The sequence below is a fragment of the Amycolatopsis sp. lyj-90 genome (assembly GCF_046549035.1).
Classification (GTDB): Bacteria; Actinomycetota; Actinomycetes; order Mycobacteriales; family Pseudonocardiaceae; genus Amycolatopsis.
Map to the genome: position 1 here is coordinate 375,257 of NZ_JAJPWP010000001.1, position 22,677 is coordinate 397,933.

18 protein-coding genes are annotated in these 22,677 nt (G+C 69.6%); 17 read left to right on the forward strand and 1 reads right to left on the reverse strand.

Annotated features, from left to right (window positions below; genetic code table 11):
• Positions 1-51: 51 nt before the first annotated feature.
• Genes ACLJPX_RS01525 through ACLJPX_RS01585 form a run of 13 tightly spaced genes read left to right on the forward strand, consistent with a single transcriptional unit; the run spans position 52 to position 12,836 of the window.
• A complete protein-coding gene (locus ACLJPX_RS01525) occupies positions 52-1,560 on the forward strand; it encodes a phage tail sheath family protein (RefSeq protein WP_410598350.1) in 1,509 nt (502 codons plus the stop codon).
• The gene (locus ACLJPX_RS01530) at positions 1,557-2,024 is read left to right on the forward strand and encodes a phage tail protein (RefSeq protein WP_101607202.1); all 468 of its coding nucleotides are present in this window, start codon (positions 1,557-1,559) and stop codon (positions 2,022-2,024) included. The genes ACLJPX_RS01525 and ACLJPX_RS01530 overlap by 4 nt, the downstream gene beginning before the upstream one ends.
• A 28-nt stretch (positions 2,025-2,052) precedes the next feature.
• Positions 2,053-2,523 carry a phage tail protein gene (locus tag ACLJPX_RS01535; protein ID WP_101607203.1) on the forward strand — a complete coding sequence of 157 codons (471 nt, stop codon included), beginning with the start codon at positions 2,053-2,055 and terminating at the stop codon, positions 2,521-2,523.
• Complete coding sequence (locus ACLJPX_RS01540) at positions 2,523-2,930, forward strand: hypothetical protein (protein ID WP_101607204.1); 408 nt, start codon at positions 2,523-2,525, stop codon at positions 2,928-2,930. The genes ACLJPX_RS01535 and ACLJPX_RS01540 overlap by 1 nt, the downstream gene beginning before the upstream one ends.
• The gene (locus ACLJPX_RS01545; RefSeq protein WP_410598351.1) at positions 2,927-3,079 is read left to right on the forward strand and encodes a DUF6760 family protein; all 153 of its coding nucleotides are present in this window, start codon (positions 2,927-2,929) and stop codon (positions 3,077-3,079) included. The genes ACLJPX_RS01540 and ACLJPX_RS01545 overlap by 4 nt, the downstream gene beginning before the upstream one ends.
• A 17-nt stretch (positions 3,080-3,096) precedes the next feature.
• On the forward strand, positions 3,097-5,181 hold the full coding sequence (locus ACLJPX_RS01550) for a DUF4157 domain-containing protein (RefSeq protein ID WP_410598352.1): 2,085 nt from the start codon (positions 3,097-3,099) through the stop codon (positions 5,179-5,181).
• Positions 5,182-5,188: 7 nt separating this feature from the next.
• Positions 5,189-5,683 (forward strand): phage tail protein, encoded by a 495-nt coding sequence (locus tag ACLJPX_RS01555; RefSeq protein WP_101607206.1) that lies wholly within the window; start codon positions 5,189-5,191, stop codon positions 5,681-5,683.
• Positions 5,680-6,795 (forward strand): phage tail protein, encoded by a 1,116-nt coding sequence (locus tag ACLJPX_RS01560; protein ID WP_410598353.1) that lies wholly within the window; start codon positions 5,680-5,682, stop codon positions 6,793-6,795. The genes ACLJPX_RS01555 and ACLJPX_RS01560 overlap by 4 nt, the downstream gene beginning before the upstream one ends.
• Complete coding sequence (locus ACLJPX_RS01565; protein ID WP_410598354.1) at positions 6,792-8,612, forward strand: VgrG-related protein; 1,821 nt, start codon at positions 6,792-6,794, stop codon at positions 8,610-8,612. The genes ACLJPX_RS01560 and ACLJPX_RS01565 overlap by 4 nt, the downstream gene beginning before the upstream one ends.
• An 8-nt stretch (positions 8,613-8,620) precedes the next feature.
• Positions 8,621-9,013, forward strand: a complete 393-nt coding sequence (locus tag ACLJPX_RS01570) for a GPW/gp25 family protein (protein WP_410598355.1) — start codon at positions 8,621-8,623, stop codon at positions 9,011-9,013.
• Positions 9,013-10,956 carry a putative baseplate assembly protein gene (locus ACLJPX_RS01575; protein ID WP_410598356.1) on the forward strand — a complete coding sequence of 648 codons (1,944 nt, stop codon included), beginning with the start codon at positions 9,013-9,015 and terminating at the stop codon, positions 10,954-10,956. Before ACLJPX_RS01570 ends, ACLJPX_RS01575 begins: the two co-directional genes overlap by 1 nt.
• Positions 10,956-12,287, forward strand: a complete 1,332-nt coding sequence (locus tag ACLJPX_RS01580) for an NADase-type glycan-binding domain-containing protein (protein ID WP_410598357.1) — start codon at positions 10,956-10,958, stop codon at positions 12,285-12,287. The genes ACLJPX_RS01575 and ACLJPX_RS01580 overlap by 1 nt, the downstream gene beginning before the upstream one ends.
• Positions 12,288-12,305: 18 nt before the next feature.
• Positions 12,306-12,836: a phage tail protein gene (locus tag ACLJPX_RS01585; protein WP_101607213.1), complete on the forward strand. Its 531-nt coding sequence runs from the start codon at positions 12,306-12,308 to the stop codon at positions 12,834-12,836.
• Here ACLJPX_RS01585 and ACLJPX_RS01590 read toward each other — a convergent pair.
• The gene (locus tag ACLJPX_RS01590) at positions 12,820-15,084 is read right to left on the reverse strand and encodes a choice-of-anchor D domain-containing protein (RefSeq protein ID WP_410598358.1); all 2,265 of its coding nucleotides are present in this window, start codon (positions 15,082-15,084) and stop codon (positions 12,820-12,822) included. The two genes, ACLJPX_RS01585 and ACLJPX_RS01590, sit on opposite strands and share 17 nt — an antisense overlap.
• Positions 15,085-15,246: 162 nt before the next feature.
• Here ACLJPX_RS01590 and ACLJPX_RS01595 point away from each other — a divergent pair, with 162 nt between their 5' ends.
• The 4 genes from ACLJPX_RS01595 to ACLJPX_RS01610 all read left to right on the forward strand — a co-directional run bounded on the left by ACLJPX_RS01595 (position 15,247) and on the right by ACLJPX_RS01610 (position 22,497).
• The gene (locus tag ACLJPX_RS01595) at positions 15,247-16,542 is read left to right on the forward strand and encodes a hypothetical protein (RefSeq protein WP_410598359.1); all 1,296 of its coding nucleotides are present in this window, start codon (positions 15,247-15,249) and stop codon (positions 16,540-16,542) included.
• A 136-nt stretch (positions 16,543-16,678) separates the two neighbouring features.
• On the forward strand, positions 16,679-17,305 hold the full coding sequence (locus ACLJPX_RS01600; protein WP_101607216.1) for a helix-turn-helix transcriptional regulator: 627 nt from the start codon (positions 16,679-16,681) through the stop codon (positions 17,303-17,305).
• A gap of 97 nt (positions 17,306-17,402) precedes the next feature.
• The gene (locus ACLJPX_RS01605; protein ID WP_410598360.1) at positions 17,403-17,999 is read left to right on the forward strand and encodes a hypothetical protein; all 597 of its coding nucleotides are present in this window, start codon (positions 17,403-17,405) and stop codon (positions 17,997-17,999) included.
• Positions 18,000-18,387: 388 nt separating this feature from the next.
• Positions 18,388-22,497 carry a hypothetical protein gene (locus ACLJPX_RS01610; RefSeq protein WP_410598361.1) on the forward strand — a complete coding sequence of 1,370 codons (4,110 nt, stop codon included), beginning with the start codon at positions 18,388-18,390 and terminating at the stop codon, positions 22,495-22,497.
• Positions 22,498-22,677 lie beyond the last annotated feature (180 nt).

A 22,677-nucleotide genomic window follows, 5' to 3' on the forward strand; every position in this document is an offset into this window, starting at 1 on the left:
TTCCGGCGAGCACTGTGATCGAGAAGCCCGCATCGTTCTCTTGGAGGCGCCATGCCGTCGTACCTGTCACCGGGTGTCTACGTCGAAGAGGTGTCATCCGGCTCGAAACCGATCGAGGGTGTCGGCACCGCTGTCGCCGCGTTCGTCGGCTTCGCCGAGACGGGACCGGTGGACGAGCCGGTCCTGGTCACCAACTGGACCCAGTTCACCCAGAACTTCGGCCAGTTCACGGAAGGCGCGTATCTGGCGCACGCCGTCTACGCCTACTTCGCGAACGGCGGTGGTGCCGCCTACGTCATCCGGGTCGGTGGCGGCTCGGCGGAACAGCCCGCCCCCACCGGCACCGAACTGCCGAGCGAAGGCGCCGGCAAGCCGATCGTCGTCCGGGCGCTGAAGGCACCGGAGCAAGGCAGGCAGTTGAGTGTCGAGGTGCAGGAAGCGACGGAACGCGGCGACGACGCGTTCAAACTCGTCGTCCGGTTCGGGGACGAGGAGGAGGTCTTCGACAACGTGACCAACCGCCGCGGCGCGACGAACGTGGCGACCGCGTTGCGGAAGTCCACTTTGGTCACCGTCGAGGAGACCAAAGGGGCCACGCTGGCCTTGCCCGCGAAGAACACCCGTACGACGATCACCGAGGCGCCGTCGGGCGCGCTGACCGTCCAGGACTACGTCGGTGATCCCGAGGAACGGACCGGATTCGGGACACTGGAGGCGATCGACGACATCACCATGCTGTGCGTCCCGGACCTCATGACGGCCTACGAGTCCGGGCAGATCGACATGGACGGCGTCAAGGCGGTCCAGCTCGCCATGATCGCGCACTGCGAGCTGATGGCCGACCGGGTCGCGATCCTCGACCCGCCGCCCGGACTGCGCCCGCAGCAGGTCGTGCGATGGCGAGAGGAAATCGCCGGCTACGACTCGAAGTACGCCGCGCTGTACTGGCCGTGGGTCAAGGTGGCCGATCCGCGCTCGGGCAAGCCGGTGTTCCTGCCGCCGAGCGGGCACGTGGCCGGTGTGTGGGCCCGCAACGACGACACCCGCGGCGTGCACAAGGCACCGGCGAACGAGGTACTGCGCGGGGTGACCGACCTGCAGTGCGGGATCACCCGCGGCGAGCACGACCGGCTGAACCCGGTCGGCGTGAACTGCATCCGGTTCTTCCCCGGGCAGGGCATCCGGATCTGGGGCGCGCGCACGCTGTCCAGCGATCCGGAATGGCGTTACCTGAACGTGCGGCGGCTGTTCAACTACATCGAGAAGTCCATCCTCACCGGGACGAGCTGGGTGGTGTTCGAGCCCAACGACCATTTCCTCTGGAACTCGGTCGAGCGGATCATCAGCATGTTCCTGCGGCGGATCTGGCGCAGCGGCGCGCTGTTCGGCCGGACCCCGGAGGAGGCCTTCTACGTCAAATGCGACGAGGAGAACAACCCGCCGGAGAACCGTGACGCGGGCATCCTCACCGTGGACATCGGCGTCGCGCCGGTCAAACCCGCCGAGTTCGTGGTCTTCCGCCTCGCCCAGTTCTCCGAAGGCGCGGAGCTGAAGGAATGACGACCGCCGCGTCCTTCGGCGGTATCCCGGCGCCCGCGGTGCTGAGCGCGCCCCGGTTCGTGATCATGTGCGAGGGCTGGGCGGCGGGGCTGGGGTTCTCGAAGCTCGGCAGCCTGCAGTCCGAAGTGGAGTTCCAGGAGTACTCCTACAACAGCAGGCTCGGGAACACGCACACGAAGCAGTTCGGCCGGGCGAAGCCGCCCTCGATCACCTTGGAACGCGCGCTGGACAGCCTCGGTTTCGCCCAGCTCTACGGCTGGCACCTGCTGGCCAGGGTGAACAACCCGCTGGCGAAACTGCCGGCGTCGTTCGACATCCTCACGAAGTCGGGGGAGCCGGTGCTCGCCTGCCTGCTGGAGAACGCCTGGTGCCAGAAGCTCGAAATCGACCAGACCCAGGCGGACGCCTCGGCGGTCTCGATGATGCGGGTCACCATCGTGTGCGACAGCATCCTGCTGCTCTGAAAGTCCTCGTGGCAAAGGAGTCCTGCTCATGACGTCCAGTCTCACCAGCCAGACCCAGGTGGTCAGCGCGGCGAGTTTCGTGGTGGAGTTCACCGGCTCGCCCATCGGCCGGATGGCGTTCTCGGAACTCGGCGGCATCACCTCGAAGGTGGCCTCCCAGGAGTACATCTTCAGCGACGCCACCGGAAAGGTGAACCACACCAAGCAGTTCGGCAAGACCGAACCGCCGACGATCTCCGTCAAGCGCGGCCTCGACCAGGCGGGCAGCAACGCCATCCTCGCCTGGCACGCGTTCGCTCGCAGCGGTGACAACAGCGCGCGGTGCCCCGGCACGCTCACCGTCTTCGACGCGGGCGGAACCGTCCAGGCGACCTACCATCTCGAAGAGGCATGGATCTCCGAAGTGAACATCACCAGCGTCAAGGCGGGAACTTCGGACGTCGCGATGATCGAATGCAAGATCACCTGCGCGTCGATCACCGGTGCGGGGAACCGCTGATGACGCTCGCACCCGATCTCTCGCGGGCCGAAGCGGGGCTGCGCACCGAGTATCCCTTCTGCCTGCCGCGCGGATTCGTCGACGAGCACGGTGTCCTGCACCGCGAAGGCGTCATGCGGCTCGCGACCGCGCGGGACGAGATCTCGACGCAGACCGACCCCCGGGTCCGGCAGAATCCGGCCTACCTGACCGTGCTCCTGCTCGAACGCACCGTCACCCGGCTCGGCTCACTGGCCACAGTGGACACACTGGTGGTGGAATGCCTGTTCGCTTCGGATCTGGCGTTCCTCCAGGACCTGTACCGCCGGATCAACCAGAGCGGGCACACCGAGGTCGACGTGACCTGTCCCCAGTGCCGGCACGACTTCGCCGTCGACGTGGCCGGTGATGCGCCGGGGGGATCTTGACGTACACGGCCGACCGCCTCTGGAAGGAGGTCGTGTACGTGGCCTACTACCTGCATTGGCCGTCCCCCGAGATCCTCGACCTGGAGCACCACGTCAGGACGAAGGTCATCGGGGAGATCGGCGGCATCCACACGGAACTCGGTCCCTGAACTCCAGGAGGTGAACCATGCGCTGGCCGTTCCGGCGGAATCGCCCGCCCGGCCGGGTGCCGAAGCCCCGGCGCCACTGGGCCCGGCTGCCCGTGCTCGGCACGACGGTCGCGCTCCGGCCGCCCTTGCTCAGCCCGCTCCACCGGCCTCCACCGGTCACGGGCGCGACGTCCCTCGTCGCCGATGCGGCGGTGGCCGTCCTGCTGTTCCCCGAGCCCCGGGGTGGCGCGCATCGCGGCCGGATGAACGGTCTGGTCCGGCTCATCGAGCCCTTGGAGGAGCCGCCTTCTGGAGAAGTGGGGGAGACGGTCGCTCCGGCCGTCACGGCGGGGGAGACGTTCGAGCCGGAACAGCCATCGCCAGTACGGCGACGGGCGTCACCGGCTCCCGCTCCGGCGCCGCGTCCGGTGCTCACCAAGGTGACGGAGGAGTCCGTCGGCGAGCCGACCGAACCGGCGCAGCCGTTTCGCAGCGTCACCGAGGTCGAGCGGCTGTTCGCCGAGTACGAGGCGAACGACGTCGCCGGATTGGCGGCACTCACCGGGTTCTCTTCGGTCGCCGGGCCGCCGACGACGGTTCCCGAGCCTCGACAGCCCGAGGTGCGACGGCTTCGACGCCCGACGCTGGGCCAGACACGCAGGCTCGCGCGGGCATCGTCCGCCGGGGAACTGGGTGCGCCGACCTCGGAGGAGGGCACGGCTTCGGTCCAGGATCGTGGTCCGGCCGAACCTCCCGTGGTTCCGGGTGAAGTCTCCGAGCCCGTCGTGGTCGAGTACGAGCCGCCTGCCGTTCTGGATCCCGATGTCGCTGTGCCCGTTGAGATGGCAGGTGATTTCGCTGTGCCGCCGGAGGTGGTGAGCCATCCGGATGCCGGTCCGGCGGTACCGGAATCGTCGGGATGGGTGGAGCCGGTCGCCGGTCCGGTTTCAGACACCCCTGTGCCTGTCGAGGCCGCAAGCGTTCTCGCTGTGCCGCCGGAGGTGGTGAGCCGTCCAGTCGCCGGTGCGGCGATACCGGAACGGCCAGAGTGGGCGGAGCCGGTCGTCGGTTCGGATTCCGGCATCGCTGTGCCCATCGAGACCGCGAGCGTTTTCGCTACGCCAACGGAAGCAGCGAGCGATGTCGCACCGGAGGCCGCCTCAAGCCTGCCTGTCGAGACGGAATCGCCGAGTTACGGCGACACCGCGAAGGAGACGAGTACTTCCGAGTTCGTCCTGCCGGAGCCGATCCCTCAAGCCGACATGCCCCACCCGGCCGTCACCACTCGGAAGTCCCTTGTGCACGAGGAAGTGAGCCCGCACGTCTACCGCGCCGCGATCGCGCCGCTGACCAGCCCGCCCCCGCTCCTCGAAGCGGACCACCCCGAACGCTCGACACTGCAGGTGCCCGAGACGATCGCCGACTCGTTCCGCGCACAGTTCGGCGTCGACGTCGCGGATGTCCCGGTGCGGCGAGGGAAGGCCGTGAGCGCGCAGGCCGCCGCGATCTCCGCGCGGGCGTTCACGACCGGCGGGGAAGTCTTCCTGCCCGACGAGGCGGGCGCGCTGGACACCGTGAACGCCCGTGGCCTGCTCGTGCACGAGCTCACCCACGTCGCGCAGCAGCGGATGCTCGGGGCGGCCATGCCACCCGAGGTCTCCGCCGACGGCGCCGAGCTCGAACGCCGGGCGCTGGAGGCCGAACGCTGGGCACGCGGCGAGAACACGGCGCCCGAAGCGCTGGTGCATCGGCAGGTCGCCGCCGGAGCACCGCAAGCCGCACCGCCCGAGGTGGTGCGGGCGGAGGAGAAAGCACCTGATGGCGTCGCTCCTGTCCAAGCTGAGCCGGAGCAGGGGCTTTCGTGGTCGATCGACGACACGTTCCCGGACCGGGCCGTCGCCCCGGAACCCGCCGCTCCCGAGCGGAGCGACGCCGACCTTCTCACCCGGCTCGACCGCATGGACGCGGCGATCACCCGCCTGGACGAGCGGGACCGGGAGGTTCCCGCGCGCGAGAACCCCGATCTTCTCGCCGACCGCCTCTACCACCGCCTCCGGCACCGGCTGCGCGGGGAACTCCTTGTCGACCGCGAGCGCCGGGGCACGCTCGCCGACCGCTGGTGAGGACGCCATGCCATCGATAGCCAAACCGGGTCTTTCGACACCGGGAAAAGCGCTGGAGATGCTGACCGGGCAGGTCAGCATGAGCCACCACTTCGTGATCCAGATCGACCACGGGCAGTACGACTTCGGCCGGTGGGCCAAGGCGTCCGGGCTGAGCGTCAGCTGGGCGAAACACGGCTACCGGCCGGGGAACACCAACGTCGAACGGTTCCAGCCCGGCGTGCCCTCCTACGGCACCATCAGCCTTTCGCGCGCCGCGTGCACCGACTCGTCCACCGTCCAGAAGTGGCTGGCCACCATCGTCCGGAGACGGCAGCTGCTCAGCGGCGCGGTCTACCTGGTCGATTTCCTCGGACTGCCGATGATCACCTGGAAACTCAAGGAGTTCTATCCGATCGGCTGGAAGATCGGCGAGTTCGACTCGGGCGGCGCCCGGCCGGTGATCGAGACGCTCGAACTCGCCCACGGCGGCTTCCTCGACGACGAGGTGCGCAAGCCATGATCCACGGGAAGATCAACTCGGCGGCCGCCGCGGCGGGCTTGAGCCCGGCCAGATCGGGGGCGAAAACGCGGGCCGACCGCTACGGCATGACCATGTGGTTCAACGTGATCGTGCCGGACCTCGACGGCTCGGCGCGGACCGGTTCGCTGGGCCTGTGGTCGGGCTGTTCGGGGCTCGACGTGCAGTTCGCCCCGGAGGGCCCGCTCGACGAGGCGGGCAGCTACGACTCGCCCCGGTACCTGCCCGGCAAGATCACCTACGGCAAGGTGACCCTGGAGCGCGCCATGACGACGGCGGGGTCGCTGAAGGTCCGGCGATGGCTGCAACAGCAGGTGGCCGACTGGCTGGACGGCGGAGGCGGCCCCCGCCGGGACCGGCCGGCGATCACCGTCCAGCTGTTCAGCGGGCTGAGCCCGGAGGACCACGTCGTCCACACGTGGAAACTGCGGGACGCGATGCCCGTCTCCTGGTCCGTGCCCACGTTGTCCAGCTCCGGCGGCGGCATCGCGATCGAGAAGCTTTCGTTCGTGCACAACGGTTTCCTGGACACCGCCGCGGTCGCCGGTGGCCGCCCGACCGGGGAACGGGCACGGCTGCGGATCACGGAGGCGCAGGCCCCGGCCACCGGCGTGACGTTCCACTGCAGCCCGGCGAAGTTCAGCCTCAACCAGTCACGGCAGGTGAAACTCAAAGAGGGCAAGACCTACCGCGACGGCGCGAAGGTCGTCGACGACGACGCGCTCAGCCTCAAGCTCAACGACCTCCTCCTGGAAGGAACCGACGACGTCCAGGACGGGATCACCAAACTCAAGAAATGGCTCGAACCCCTTCCCGACGGGAAACCCGTCAGCTCCGTGCCGCCGCCTATCAGCAAGGACGCCAAACCGCTCAGCTGTGGACAGTGCGGCCAAAAACCCCCGCCGACCCGTCCGGAGGCCCGGTACGCGAACCTCACGCTCTCACTCGGTGCCGACGTCGCCTACCTGCCCAGCGCCGTCGTCCTCAAGAGCATCGACGTGAACTTCACCCGGTTCACCGCCGACGGCAAGCCCAGCCGGGCCGTCATCGGCCTGGTACTGCAGGAAAAACCCGGCACGAAGGGACGGCCGTGAGCACCCCGTGGCAGGACGACCCGGTGGCCTCGTCGATCCACATCGGACCGGCGAAGCGCCCGCTTCCGCCCGCCGTCGCGAAGTCCGTCCTGCGTGTCACCGTGGACACGCATCTGCACCTGCCGGACATGTTCGAGATCGTCGTCACCGACCGGGACGCGAGCGCGCAGGCGCTGAAGGTGCTGGCGATCGGCACGGAGGTGGCGATCGGCGGCGCGGCGCCCGGGCATCCGAACGATCCGCGCCTCCTGATGAGTGGCGAGGTGACGTCGATCGAGGCCGAGTACCACTCGACGGCGTCGATCGTCTTCCGCGGCTACGCGGAGGACCATCGATTGCAGCGGACGAAGCGGACCCGGACCTTCCTCGACATGACGGACTCGGACATCGCGCGGAAGATCGCCACCGAGGCCGGGCTGATGATCGGCGTGATCGAGCCGACGACGGTCACCCACCAGCACACCGGCCAGGTGAACCAGACCGATTGGGACTTCCTCGTCCGCCGGGCCGCGGCCATCGGCTACCAGGTCGGCGTCACCTGCGGCCGCTTCGAATTCCGCGCGGCCGCGGGCCCGAGCGAACCGGTGGTCCTGGCGCTGGGCGCGAACCTGCTGTCGTTCTCCGCCAGGGTCACCGCCGGGAACCTCGCCCCGTTCACGGAGGTCCGGATCTGGGATCCGCTGGCGGCGAGAGTGGTCAGCGAGCAGCGGTCGCCGTCCACCTCCACCGCCCGGCTGCCGGACGACGTCCCCGTTGTCGCCAGGCGCTTTTCGGGCATCGCTCCCGCTGCTCCGGCGGCGCCGGGCGGTATTCACGGACCGGCGCCGTCCGAGCAGGCGACCGTCGTCTCGGAACTGCCCTTGGGCTGGGGTGCGGCGATCGGCGCGGCCGCGAGGCAGGCGGCGGACGGACTGTCCGAGCGGATGTCGGACACGTTCGCCGAAGCCTCCGGTGAGGCCGTCGGTGATCCCTGGCTCGGCGCGGGGCGGATGGTCGAGGTCCGCGGGGTCGCCGCGACCTTCGCGGGGACCTGGCTGCTCACCCGGACGCGGCACCGGTTCGAGTTCGGGTCCTACCGGACGTCGTTCGAGGTCAGCGGCCGTCAGGACCGTTCGCTGCTCGGCCTCACCAACGGGGTCGCGGACACCGGTGAGCGGGTGCCCGGCGTGGTCTGCGGGATCGTCAGCAACATCAACGACCCGCTCCGGAAGGGCCGGGTCAAGGTGACCCTGCCGTGGCTCTCACCGCAGTACGAATCCGACTGGGCCTGCCCGGTACAGGCGGGCGCGGGACAGGCGAGCGGGACCGTCTTCCTGCCGGAGGTCGGCGACGAAGTGCTCGTGGGCTTCGAGTTCGGGGACATCCGGCGTCCGTACGTGCTCGGCGGGATCGTCAACGATCACAGCCAGGCCACCCTCGGCGGTGAACCCGTCCGGGTCGAGGGCGCGACGGCTTCGGTGGTGCGCCGGGGGATCGTCGCACCGTCGGGCTCCCGGCTGCTGTTCCACGACGAGGCTCCCGCGGTGTCACTGATCGAACTCGGCACCGGGGCCGCCGATCTCACCCTGCAGGTCGACCAGCAGGCGGGCACCGTCCTGCTGCGCTGCGATCCCCAGCCCGCGGCCGGCGGTGGCCCCGCCGTCGGCAAGCTGACCATCGAATGCGGCCCGGCGGGAACGATCGACCTGGTGGCCGGGCAGGGCGGAACGATCACCGTGGACGGTGGCGCGCAGCTGAATCTCACCGCACAGGCCGCGATCAGCATCGAGAGCGCCGGTGTCGTCGAGATCAAGGGCAATCCGATCAAGCTGAATTGAGGTGTCCGATGAGCGACCACGGGATCGCCTTCCCGATCGGCTTCACGCCGTGGGGGACCTTCGCGGTGGCCGGGCGGGCACGCAAGGTCGAACAGGCGATGGTGCTCGTCCTGCTGACCTATCCGGGTGAGCGCGCGCACCGGCCCGAATTCGGCTGCAGGCTGCGGGATTTCGTCTTCGAGCCGGTGACCCCGGACACCGCGGCCCGGCTCGCCGCCGAGGTGCGCCGCGCGCTGGAGGTGTGGGAGGAGCGGGCCGAGGTCCTCGCGATCGACGTCACCCCGGACGAGGCCGCGCACGGCCTGCTGCACATCGCGATCGGCTACCGGCTCACCGGGTCCTCCGAGCGGCGCGAACTGGTGGTCCCGTTCTCCGTGCTGCCGGAAGACAAGGTGTCCTGATGCCACTGCCCACCCCCGATCTGGACGACCGGCGGTTCGCCGACCTGGTCGAAGACGCGATCCGCCTGGTGCGCCAGTCCTGTCCGGAATGGACGGACCGGACCGCCTCCGACCCGGGGATGACGCTGATCGAGGCGTTCGCCGCGATGACCGATCAACTGCTGGGCAGGCTGAACCGGGTCCCGGACCGGCTGCACGTGAAGTTCCTCGACCTGATCGGGCTCCGGCTGGTCCCGCCGACCCCGGCCGGGGCACCGCTGACGTTCTGGCTGTCCAGCCCCGCCAGGACGACGATGACCGTGCCGCGCGGGACGGAGGCGGGAACCGACCGCACCGAAACGGCCGAGCCGATCGTGTTCACCACCACCGAAGAGCTGACCATGCCGCCCTGCGCCGTCGAACTGCTCCGGACCAGGGACCCGGACGAGGAAGAAAGCGTCCAGCGCGCCAGTGGCGCCGGGTTTCCCGCGTTTTCCCAGCCGCCCAAGGTCGGCGACGAACTGCTGATCGGGCTCGACCACGCGGTACCCGGTTGCGCCGTGCGCCTCGACTTCGCCTGCCGGACCGAAGGACTCGGTGTCGCCCCAGCCGACCCGCCGCTCGCGTGGGAGGCGTGGACCGGCGAAGGCTGGGCCGCCTGCGAACTGGACAGCGACACGACCGGCGGGCTGAACCAGGACGGCGCCGTCGTCCTGCACCTGCCCCCGGAGCACTGCTCCGGGACGGTGGACGGCGCTCTCGCGGCCTGGCTGCGGGCCAGGGTCGTTCCCGTGGAGCACGGCGGGCCCTACTACACCGCGCCGCCGGTCATCGGACGGCTCGGCGCCGGCACGGTCGGCGGCACGGTGGAATCCCTGCACGCGGAACTGGTCTTCGGCGAGGTGCTCGGCACCGCGGCCGGCGTGGCGGGTCAGGTGTTCGAGGTCAGGTCGCGGCCGCTGCTGGGCGGGGTGGGCGCGCCGGTCGTCGAGATCGGGTCGGACGACGGGTGGCAGGAGTGGACCGAGGTGCCCGACTTCGCCGACAGCGGACCGGACGACCGGCACTTCCGCCTCGACGCCGTGCTCGGCGAGGTCTCTTTCGGCCCGGTCGTCCGGCTGCCCGACGGCGGCCTCCGATGGCACGGCGCGATTCCGGCCGAGGGGGCGGTGGTCCGGCTGAGTGGCTACGCGACCGGCGGCGGCTCGGCGGGAAACGTGGCGCGGGCGGCGATCCGCGTGCTCAAGTCTTCGGTGCCGTTCGTGTCCGCCGTCGAAAACCGCAAGGCGGCCCAGGGCGGTACCGAGGGGGAGACCCTCGCCGAAGCCCGCGACCGCGCCCCGCTGCTGTTGCGGAGCCGGGCGCGCGCCGTCACCGCGGAAGACTACGAAGTCCTGGCCAGGCAAGAGGTTCCGGAGGCGGCGCGGGTCCGCTGCGTGACCGCCGGGGGTGAGGACGTGCCGGGCGGGACGGTGAAGGTGCTGGTGATCCCGGCCGCCGCCCAGGAGACCGGCCGGATCGTCTTCGCCGACCTGCTCCCGCCGCCCGCCATGCTCGACAGGCTCGCCGCACGGCTCGACCACGTACGCGTCATCGGCACGACGGTGCTGGTCGAGCCGCCGCGCTACCGGGGCGTGACCGTGGTCGCCAGGCTCACCACGCTGACGCGCGCCGACCGGCGGCGGATCTCCGCGGACGCGCTCGACGGGCTGTACCGGTTCCTGAACCCGCTGCCGGGCGGCGGCCCGGACGGGCTCGGCTGGCCGTTCGGGCGCTCGGTGCGGATCGGCGACATCTACGGCGTGCTGCAGGCCGTCCGCGGGGTGGAGTTCGTCGAGGAGGTGCGCCTGTTCACCGCCGACCCGGTGACCGGCAAACGCGGCACGGAGCAGCCGAACATCACGGTGGAGCCGAACAGCCTGATCTATTCGTTCGACCACCAGGTCCGGGTGGAGGAACGCTGATGCTGATCTGCGGGAAATGCGGCCATCCGAACGCGGATCCGGACACCTTCTGCGGCGCTTGCGGGAAGTTCCTCGAATGGGACGGCAAGCGGGTCAAGGTCGAGGTCGCGCCCGCGCTCATCGAGCAGGCGGAGGAGGCCGCGACCAAACGCGGTCTGCTCGTCCGGATCCGGCGCGCGGCACACGAACTCGTCGGCGGGACACCGCTTCCGGACTCGAAGCCCGCGAAGAAGCCCGAACCGGCCGAAGCTCCGCCGGCCGCGCCTCCCGGCCTCCCACCGGGACCGCCACCGGGAATGCCGCCCGGCATGCCTCCCGGGCTCCCGCCGGGGATGCCACCGGGTTTGCCTCCAGGACTTCCGCCGGGGATGCCGCCCGGGATGCCCGGCGAACCGGCCGGTCTCGTCGATTTCGCGGATCTCCCGGACGATCCGGCGGATCTGCCCGGTCCGGAACGTCATCTGGCGGCACCGGTGGTCGAAACCGAACCCCCCGAACAGAAGCCCCAGCCCGACCGCCCGCGAGCGGTGACGGTCAGCCGCGTTCCGCCGAGGACCAAGCCACGGCCGGGCGACCTCATCTGCGGTGAGTGCGGCGAGGGAAACCCTGCGCACCGCAAGTTCTGCCGCCGGTGCGGGGACTCGCTCGCCACCGCCGAGGTCGCGAAACGGCCGTGGTGGCGGCGGTTGCTGCCCCGGCGCCGGGTGCGGAAGGCGGGCAGCCGTCCGTCGAGACCGGGCGACGGCCGGGGACGGCGGGCCCTTTCGCTCGCCGCGCGGCGGATCCGCGCCGCGATCGGGGTCGTGATCCTCGTCGGTGGTCTGGTGGTGGGGCTCTACCCGCCGTTGCGCACCGCCGCGCTGCACCAGGTGGACCGGCTCAGGCAATGGGTGCTCGACACCGCGGAAACGGCACTGGGCCCGGTTCGCCCGTCCACTGTGGACGGTCCAGGTGGGTCGCCGGACCATCCGCCCAAAGCCGCTTTCGACACGTTCAAGAACACCTACTGGGCGACGGCCTGGGACGCCCAGAAACGACCCTCGCTGGTGATCAAGCTGAACGGCCCGGTCGCGTTGCGCAAGGTCATCGTGACCAGTGGCGCGAGCGACGCCTTCGCCGCGCACGGCCGTCCCGCGTCCCTCGAGTTCTCGTACTCGAACGAGAAGTCCGACATCGTCTCGGTGCGCGACAGCCCGCAGCCCCAGGAACTCGCCCTCACCAACGCCGTCGGGGTGACCGGGCTGAAGATCACCGTGTCGGCGGTGCACGCGGCGCAGGACGCCAAGGACGTGGCGGTCGCCGAGGTCGAGCTGTTCGGTATCGGTGGCTGACGGCAAGGGAGGACGGTCATGCGAGGTACCCCGTCCGGGCTCGGGACCCCGAGCCCGCTGGGCGAGATCCTGCCCGCGGTGTTCCAGGACGACGTGACGGTGATGATGCTGACCGCCGCGCTCGACCGGGTGCTGGCGCCGGTGTTCGCGGTGCTCGACTGCCTGCCCGGCTACCTCGATCCGGCGCTGGCACCGGAGGACTTCCTGGACTGGCTGGCGGGCTGGGTCGGCGCCGAACTGGCACCGTCCTGGCCGCTGGGCAGGCGCCGCGCCGTCGTCGCCGCGGCCGCCGGCCTGCACCGGGCTCGAGGGACGGTCGCCGGGCTGCGCGCGGATCTGGAGACGGCGACCGGCGGCCGGGTCGAGATCACCGACAGCGGCGGGGTGGAGTGGTCACTGACCCCGACGACGCCCGAGCCGGACCGGGCGCCCGAGCTGACGGTCGTCGTCGAGGGCGGTTCCCTGGACCTGGCGGCGGTCGAAGCGCTTGTCGCGGCCGCGAAGCCCGCGCACGTCCACCATCACGTCACGGTCACCGCCGCGAAGTGAAGTTCGGCGGCTGGTAGGTGCCCGGCTGGACCAGCAGGGGAGCCTCCGCGGTCAGCGGCAGACCCGGAACGGCCGCCACCACCCGCCGGTCGCCGATGTCCGTGTACGCCGGCACGAGCACCGGCGCGCCGAACGCCCCGTCCGCGCCGGTGCGCACGGTGGTGGTGAACCCGCCGAAGGCCACGGTGACGTCGTGCGCGGCGGGGAAACCGGAACCGGTCAGCTGGACGACGCGCCGGGGTCTCGCCACTGCGGGCGACAAGCTGACCGCGGGCGCGATCCCCGCGTCTTGAAGCGGTACGAGAAGCGAGAGTTCGGGTGGCACCGCCTGGATGAGCAGCGCCCCGATCCGCTGTCCCGCGCCGCGCGGTGAGGCCGTGACCTCGATGGTGCACGTGGCGCCGGGCGCGAGCACCGCCGGTGCGCAGGTCGTCGCCGTGATGGCGAAGTCCTCGGCGGAGAACCGGGGACCGGCGGCGATCGAAACCCGCTCGACGGTGATCGGGACGCCGCCGGTGATCCCGACGCGCAGGAGCCGCGGTCCGGCGGGGGACAACGCGAGGACCGGCTCACCGAAGACGACGGACGGCGGATCCACGGTGAGCCCGCCCCGCGGCGGTCCGGCGCCTCCGGTCAGGGCGATCGCGACCGGCGTACCGCCCGCCGTGACGACCAGTGCGGCGTCCTTCCGGCCGGGCGCCACGGGCCGGAAGGAAATCGTGACGAGGCAGGTTCCGGTCGTATGCAGAACCGCGCCCGCACAGGTCTCCGCCGTCGAGACCACGAAGTCCCCGGCCGATGGCCCGGACACGGCCACGCCGTCCACTTTCAGCGGCCCGAAACCGTTGTGGCGTACGGTGATCGTCCGCTCCGCCGACTCGCCCACGGTGACCGTCCCGTAGTCGGTGGCGTCTCCGGAGACGGTCGGACGAAAGGCACGCGCGAACACGGAACCCGCGCAGCATCCCGGCACGAGGTCGTCGGCGGCGGAGGCGAAGACGGTCACCGAGCCGTCGCTCGACAACGCGGGTCCCGTGCTCGGCCCGTTCGCGGGGCAGGTGCCGCAGGGGCCCGCGGACGGCGAGGCCAGCTCGGCGTCCAGACGGGGGAGACCCGCCTGTTCTCTCGCCGTGTCCACGGTCAGGTCTCGCACCAGGACCACCGTCGACGTCAGGAAGGTGAGGTATCTGCCGTCGCCGGAAAGGGCGGGTTCGGCGCTGTCCGTGGCGGCGCCGCTCGCGTCGCGGCTGGCGACGAAGAGGCGCGACGGCGAGTTCCGGTCGGCCACGACCACCTGGCCGGTCCCGTCCGGTTCCCGGTGCTCGAACGCGATCAGCCTCCCGTTCCCGGACACCGAGGGAAGCCGGGCGCGCCCGGAGAACGCGCCGGAGTCGACGCGGCCGGTCTTCGCGCCGCCGACGTCGTGGACCCACACCGAAGTGGCCCGGTCCTCACAGTCCTCGCACGAAGCCCGGCCGAAAACGACCTGAGTGCCGTCGGCGGACACCCGGGGGCGATCTTCGATCCCGACCGTGGCCTCGGGCGCCGGTCGCCGGTAGGTCGTCGGATCGGGTGGTGCGAGCGCACCCGAGGAGTCCTTGGCGAGCCGTGCGACGACCACCCTGGTGTCTTCGGAATCCGTTTCGTTCCAAGCGATCGTGGTCCCGTCGCCGGAGAGGGACGGCCGGTCGTTCCGGGTTTCGTTGGGCACACCCAGCGAGACGAAGCCGTAGTCCATGCCGCCGTCTGCGCGTAGTTCGTCGTAACTCCCGTCGCGGTCCGGGTCGCGGTCCGCGACGACGATGTGCCGCCCGTAACCTACGTAGCCGTCCGCGATGTTCGTCGCTTCGGTCGCGAACGCCACATACCGTCCGTCGGCGGAAATCGACGCGCTCCCGCTCGATCCGTTGGCGGGCGCCTCCCAAGGCGCGGCCACAGCGGAGAGCGTGAAAGCTTCGATCGGATAGCCGCGGCTGATCAGCACGGTACGCCCCGGTGCCGACCGATCGCGAACGTACACAGTGGACAGTCCGCTCGGCGCGGCGAGCGGGTCCAGCGGCGCCGTCGACGAGAAGGCCACGTAGCGGGCGTTCCCCGAGATGTCCGGGTCGAGCCCCGTTCCGGCCGTTCCGTCTTGGGCGACGGAGACGACTTCCGTACCGCCGGGGGAGGTGGCACCCCAGGCGGTCACCTCCCCGGTGAGCACCGTGACCGCGACCGCGAGCGTGGCGAACCGTCGTATTCCCATCGGCGTCCCCTTCTCGGAACCGGGTCCGACGTTAAGGCATTCCAGGCCTGCCGAGAGGGCAGTCCATGCCACCGCGGGGAGCGCACTTCTTGCCCGATGAGGCCGCCGTGCGTGCCCTCGCACCACTGGGGCCGCGGGTCCGGCCGCGGGAACACTGGACGGATGGCATCCACTGTGTCCTTCACCGGCGACGCGCCCACGGTCGTACCCGGCGAAACGATGACGTGTGCGGTGAGCATCGCCAACACCGGCGACCTGGTCGACCGGTTCACCTTCACCGTGGTGGGCGAAACGGCCGCGTGGACCTCGGTCGAACCCGAGTCGGTCAACCTGATGCCGGGAACGTCCGCCGTCGTCACGGTGACGTTCGAGCCACCGCGCTCGCCCGAGGCGATGGCCGGGGAGCATCATTTCGGGCTGCGGTCGGAGTCCCGGGAGGACCCCGAAAGCTCGATCGTCGAGGAAGCCGTCCTCACGGTCGAACCGTTCACGGAGATCGTCACCGAGCTGATCCCGGCCAAACGGCAGGCCAGGCGCAAGGCGAAGTACCGGCTGGCGATCGACAACCTCGGCAACACCACCACGGTGGTCGAAATCCTTCCGGAGGACCCGGACGGCGACCTGCTGCTCCACGCAGACCCCGCCCTCGTGCGCACCGAGCCCGGCACCGCCACCTTCGTGACGATCAAGGCGGCGCCACGCAAGCGATTCCTCCGCGGGCAGACCCGGATCCTGCCGTTCCAGGTGATCGCCACCCCCGTCGAGGAGGATCCGCACACCGAGGACGCCGTCCTGCAGCAGGAGCAGCTCATCCCGAAGTGGCTGCTGCCCGCGCTGCTGGCGCTCGTCGCGCTCGTGGGCGCGGCCATCGCGTTCTGGTTCGCCGTCCTGAAACCGGCTGTGGTCTCGGTCGCCACCGAACAGGCGCAGAAACAGGTCGAACGCGCCGAAAGCGCGGCGAGCCGAGCGGACGACTCGGCGAAGGCCGCCGGCGCGGCGGCGTCGACGGCACAGGCGGTGAGCGGCGGCACCAGCGCGGGCCAGTCAGGGGCGAAGCCACCGACGAGCCCGCCGCAACCTTCCGGTGAGGCCCGTCCCGGTACCGCCGAATCGGGCAAGAACCCGGTCAGCTTCCGGGTGCAGACGGACGCCGCCCCGGTCACCGACGGGTCGTTCAAGGAATTCACTTACCGTGTACCGGACGGGAAAACACTCGACATCGGTGACCTGGTGCTGCAGAACCCTAGGGGCGACACCGGGATCCTGCGGATCGCGCTCGGTGCCGACGTCGTCCTCGAAACCGGTCTCGCCAACTTCCGCGACCTGGACTACCACTACCTCGACCCGCTGCACGCCGTCCCCGGGACGTCGGTGATCGTGTCCGTGAACTGTGCGACGCCGGGACCGGGCGCCGCGCGGTGCACGCCGTCGGTGTCGTTCTCCGGCAAGCTCAGCTGATCGCTTCAGCGGGTCCGTGTGGATCGTGTCGGTTCCCAGGGGTCTCGTGAGGGCACTAGGGATCTTCCCTAGTGCCCTCGGGTGCGTGGGTGCGGCATCGTTCGTGGTGCCGTCACCGTGCGAACCGGAGGTGCCCATGGGAAGTCGAGTGCCGGTCTACGCGTTCGCCGCCGACCCGATCTCGCGGGCCGGGCTGGAAAGCCAGCTCCGTTTCCAGCCGAGCCTGGTCCTGATGCCGGAGGAGCGCCGCGCGGACGCGGTGGTGGCCGTGGTGGCGGCGGAAACCGTGGACGACGCGACGATGCGCACCCTGGGCGACCTGAAACGGCACGGCTTCGAGCGGCTCGTCCTGCTGGTCACCGCGGTGAACGACAACGACCTGCTCACCATCATCGAAGCCGGCGTCTGCGCCCTGATCCGCCGGAACGAGGTCACCGCGGCGAAACTGGCCGCCCTGATCGAGAAGGCCGCGTCCGGTGAGGCGGCGATCCCGCCGGACATGCTCGCCAAACTGCTCAAGCAGGTCTCCCATATGCAGACCGAAGTGCTCACCCCGCGCGGCCTGCGACTCGCCGGGCTGACCGAACGCGAAGCCGCGATCCTGTCCTTGGTGGCCGACGGCCTCGACACCGGCGAGATCGCGTCCGAACTCTGCTATTCGGTCCGGACCGTCAAGAACGCGCTCCACGACGTGACCATGCGTTTCCAGCTGCGCAACAGGTCTCACGCCGTCGCCTACGCGTTGAGAGAAGGACTCATCTGACTCGCCCTTCATCGAGACGGCACGGGCAAAGCCCAGCACTCTCTGATCTCTGCATAGCCGTTGGCGACCGCGGTGCCCCGGCTGGGATAGTCCGCTTGTGCCGAACCTCGACTTCTACGCCGTTGGCGACGATTGGGCCGCGGTCCTTGAGACCGTCTTCGGTCTCGGTTTGTTCCGTGTCTTCGAGTCGGACTCGGAGCCGGACCGTGAGCTGCGCGAGTTCCACGCCGCCGCGGAGGTCCCTGGCGGCCGGGCGGGACGAAGTCTGGCGTTGTTCGTCATCGGGTCGGGGCCGGGGCCCCTCGCGAAAAGGATCGAGTTCCTTCCAGGAGTGCATCCTGACGCCACTTTTCGGTACTGCTGCGAGGGTTGGGGGCTCATTCAGCTTCACCATGGCTGGGTGGCCGGGACGCAGCAGTTGCGGTGGAGTCATACGAATCACAACTCGGAGAAGCGGGCTGCGGCCTGGTCCACGACCTTGCAGCGACTCGGTGACCCCGCCGAGTGGAACTGGGCGACGGTCACCAGTGCCTCCGGCCGGCTCAACCGCGCCCTTCGCCGGATGGCCGTGACCAAGATCGGCTCGCACCCGGTCCTGCCGGACGCGGCGCGTTTCATCGACCACAACGGCTTGCGCTACGAGTACGGCACGGGCATCCACGCGACTCCGGCCGCCGGCATGAGACGGCCGTGACGGGCACGTCTGCTCATGCCGATGTGCGAGCTTTCCGGCACGAGGCAACGACGGAACGCGACGGTGAGATCGACGGCGTCGAATTGATCGGCGGAACGCGCGCCGCAGGGGGCGACGTACATCTCTTGCGAGCACTGGCACCGTACGTCGACGCCGGCGGAGAACTCATCTGGCTGGGCAAGATGACAAGCTGCAGCGCGGGTTCAGGACCGGCAGCTGGAGTTGCCTCGGTGATGCGACATGGGGTTTCGCCTCGTGGCAGGCCATGGGCTCCGGATCGTGGTGCCGATCTCGGTTCACGCGAACGAGTGAAAGCTCGTCAGGCTGTGTGCGGCTGCCGGGAGTATGGCGGGATCTTTGACTGAGTGACGTGATCCGGGGAGGTTTCGTGTCGCCTGATGCGCTGCATCGCACTGTTCTGGTTGTGGACGTGGAGAAATTCAGCGGCCGGAAGAACCCGGAACAGAGAAATGTGCGCTACGCCGTCTATGCGGCCTTGGCTCATGCGCTCGGCTCGCACTGGAGCGCCTGTCATCGCGAAGACCGGGGTGACGGTGTGCTTCTTCTGGCGCCGGCGGCTGTTCCGAAGCAACTGTTCGTCGAGCAGGTGCCCGGTCGCCTGGTGAAAGCGTTGAACAGGCACAACCGGGCGCACGGGACCGGCGAGCAGATCCGGTTGAGGATGGCGGTGCACGCCGGGGAAGTTCTGCTCGACGCGTACGGCGCGACCGGCGTCGCGATCAACCACACGTTCCGGTTGCTCGACGCGTCGCCGTTGAAGGACGCCCTCGCCGGGTCGGGCGGTGTGCTCGCGGTGATCACCTCCGACTGGTTGTTCCGTGAAGTGGTCTGGCACAGCGCTGCTGATGAGACCCGCTATCGGCCCAAACGCGTCCGGGTCAAGGAAACGGAGACGGTGGGGTGGATCTGCCTGCCGGACGACCCGTACCCGCCCGACGTCAGCCAGTCGGAGTGGCCGGAGGACGTCTGCCCCTATCCGGGTCTGCGTGCGTTTCAACCTGACCAAGCGCGTTGGTTCTTCGGCCGCGAGGCGACCTTGTCGGTGTTGATGGACAAGATCGATCACCGCAGTGGACCGGTCTTCGTCGTCGCACCGTCCGGTGTTGGCAAGTCGTCGCTGCTTCGAGCAGGCGTGACAACCGCGGTCGCCGACAGTGGACGCCCATGGCTGTTGCTCACCCCGGCAAAGGAGCCTTGCGAGACACTGGCACAGCAGGTCGCGCAGCTCATCGACGGCAGCGTGGATGGCGTGCTCTCAGCAGTCAGATCTGATCCTGCCCTGCTGGCAAGCATGCTGCCTGACGGGACTGTCATCGTGGTGGATCAGTTCGAAGAGGTGTTCACCCTGTGCGCCGGCGAGGCCGAACGGCGGCGTTTCATCGCCGCACTGATCGCGATGCGTGCGGTTCTCGGGGTGCGGGGCGACTTCTACGACCACTGCCTCGCTGACGAACAGCTCGCAACGTTCCTGCCGGCAAGCCAGTTCAACCTCCAGGCGATGACTCCGGACGGGTTGCGAGCGGCCATCGAGCGGCCGGCTCGGCAGATCGGCGTCGACGTCGACGTCGAGCCGAGTCTGGTCGAGATCCTCCTGCACGAGATCGGGACGGATGCGGGCGGGCTCCCACTACTGGCCCACGCATTGGCCGTCACCTGGCAGCGGCGCGCGGGCGACAAGCTGACCTTGGCGGATTACGATCGGACCGGGCGGATCCAAGGCGCGATCGTGGCTACCGCGGACGAGGCCTACGCGCGTTGTTCCACGGCCGAGCAGCGTGTGATTTTCCAGCACATCCTCATGCACTTGGTCGTGGTCAGGCACGACGCGCCGCCTGCCAGGCGGCGCGCGGATCCGGCCGACCTTGTCAAGGGTTTCGAAGCACCGCGGACCGCTGAGACAGTTCTCGGCTGGCTGATCGAGAAACGTCTGGTCACGCTGGAGGACAACGCCGTCGAGCTTTCCCACGAAGTGTTACTGCGAGCGTGGCCGCAGCTCGGCGCCTGGATCGAGACGGGCCGCAACGATCAGGTCATCCGGCAGCAGTCGATCGAGGCCGCCGAACAGTGGGAGAGAGAAGGGAAACCGGTCGGATCGCTGTATCGCGGCGATCGGCTGGCCATCGCGAAGGGGTGGCACTACAGGAGTGAGCACCGCGCCGCCATCACGCCGCTCGGAGCGGCCTTCCTCAGCGCGTCGACCCGGCACGAAAGCCGGCGGGCCAGAGTTCGTCGAACCGCGGTCACCATGCTGGCCGTTCTCGGTCTTGTCGCGTCCAGTGCCGCTGTCTACGCCTTCCAGCAACGCGACATCGCCCATGAACAACGTGACGCCGCGATCTTCAACAAGGTCACCGCAGAGGCGAACCGGATACGGACCATCGACGTGTCGCTGGCGGCGCAGCTCGATCTCGTCGCCCACCGCATGCGCCCGGCCGATCTGGACACGGGCACCCACTTGATCGTTGACGCGAACGCGCCGCTGTCCGCCACATTGCCCTCGGGCGCCAAGGACGTCAGCGTGGTGGCGTTCAGTCCCGATGGGCGAACGCTGGCCACCGGCAGCGGCAGCGGTGACAGACTCGTGCGGTTGTGGAACGTCGCTGATCTGGCCCGCCCGGTGCTACTGAACGAAACCATCAGTCACGGCGAAGCAACTCGTGCGCTGGCGTTCAGCCCGGACGGACGCACTCTGGGCACCGGCGGCGCTGACAACAGAGTGCGGCTGTGGAACGTCACCAACCCGGCCCGCCCTGAGGCGCTCGGCCTGCCGATTACGAGGCACACCAAGACGATCCGGTCGTTGGCGTTCAGTCCTGACGGGCGGACGTTGGCCAGCGCGGGCGACGATCGGACCGTACGGCTGTGGAACGTCACCGACCTCACTCAGCCCACGGCCCTCGGCCCACCGATGGCCGCGCACACCGACACCATCTACTCCGTGGCGTTCAGTCCTGATGGCCGGACTCTGGCTACCGGCGGCGATGACCGGACAATGCGTCTATGGGACATCGCCGCGCCGGACCGGGCCAAACCCTTCGGGCCACCGTTGACCGGACATACCGGGGCTGTCCATTCGGTGGCGTTCAGTCCCGATGGACGGACGCTGGCCAGTGCGAGCAACGACCGGACAGTGCGGCTGTGGAACGTTGCCGACCCGGCTCGCCCGGTGACGCTGGGCCGGCCGATCACGGGGCATGCCAGCGCAATCCGGTCGTTGGCGTTCGGGCCCGACGGGCGGACGCTGGCCACCGGCGGCGATGACTACACCGTGCGGCTGTGGGACGTCACCGATCCAGCCCGCCCGGCGCCCATCGGCGCGCCGATCACCGGGCATGCCGACGGCGTCCGGTCGATGGCGTTCAGCCCGGATGGCCGCATCCTGGCCACCGCCAGTGGTGACCGGTCGGTAAGGCTGTGGAACATGCCCGACACTGTCCTAACTGGACATACGAGAGAAGTCAACGCGTTGGCGTTCAGCCCGGACGGGCACATCCTGGCTACCGGCGGCGGCGACCGGACCGTCCGGTTGTGGACGCTGGCCGATCGACGGCAGCTGGGCCGGCCGCTCACCGGCCACCAAGACGACATCAACGCCTTGGCGTTCAGCCCGGATGGCCGCGTACTGGCCACCGGCGGCGGCGACCGGACCGTGCGGCTGTGGGACGTCAGCGATCCAGCCCGCCTGGCGCCCATCGGCGCGCCGATCACCGGGCATGCCGACGGCGTCCGGTCGATGGCGTTCAGCCCGGATGGCCGCATCCTGGTCACCGGCGGCGATGTGAAGGACGAGAACACCGCGCGGTTGTGGGACGTCGCCGACCCGGCCAAACCCGTGCTGCTGGCCCAGATCGTGATCGGACCGGACGCCAATGCCCTGGCGGTGGCGTTCAGCCCAAACGGAAGAACTCTGGCGACGGGCGCCGAATACAGCGACGTCGCCGTGAGGTTGTGGAACGTTTCTGATCCGGCCAAGCCCACGTTGCTGGCCGGACCCCTCAAAGGGCACCAGGACGATATACGCCAGGTCGCGTTCAGCCCGGATGGGCGGACATTGGCCAGCGGCAGCGACGACGAGCAGGTGCGGCTGTGGGACGTCACCGATCCTGCTCACGCCACACCGCTCGGTGAACCCCTTGTCGGCCACACCAACCCCGTCTTGGGGGTGGCGTTCAGCCCTGATGGACACACGGTGGCCAGCGGCAGCGGCGACAACACCGTGCGGCTCTGGCGGACAGCCGACCGGACGCAGTTGGGTCAGCCGCTCACCGGACACCAGGCCGACGTCAACACGGTGGCGTTCAGCCCCGATGGCGCCACCCTCGCCACCGGCAGCCATGACCACACCGTGCGGCTGTGGGACATGACCGTGCCCCATGCCATGCACAGCATCTGTGCCATCACGGGGAACACACTCACTCGCGAAATGTGGGACAAGTTCGTGTCGGCTGAGCTGCCGTACAGTCCGCCGTGTTCCTGAGGCAGGGGTAAACCTGGCTCAACTCCAGCGGTCACGGAGCGCGAGACCGACCACGTTTGCTCGCGATCCGCGCCGACCGGGCGCGTCTGCTGGGAAGTCTTCCTGACATTGGCGTGCACCGCATTCGAACCGAAGGCGCAGGCGTGGCCGAGGGTTCTGTGGTGCTGGCGAGCGGGCTCG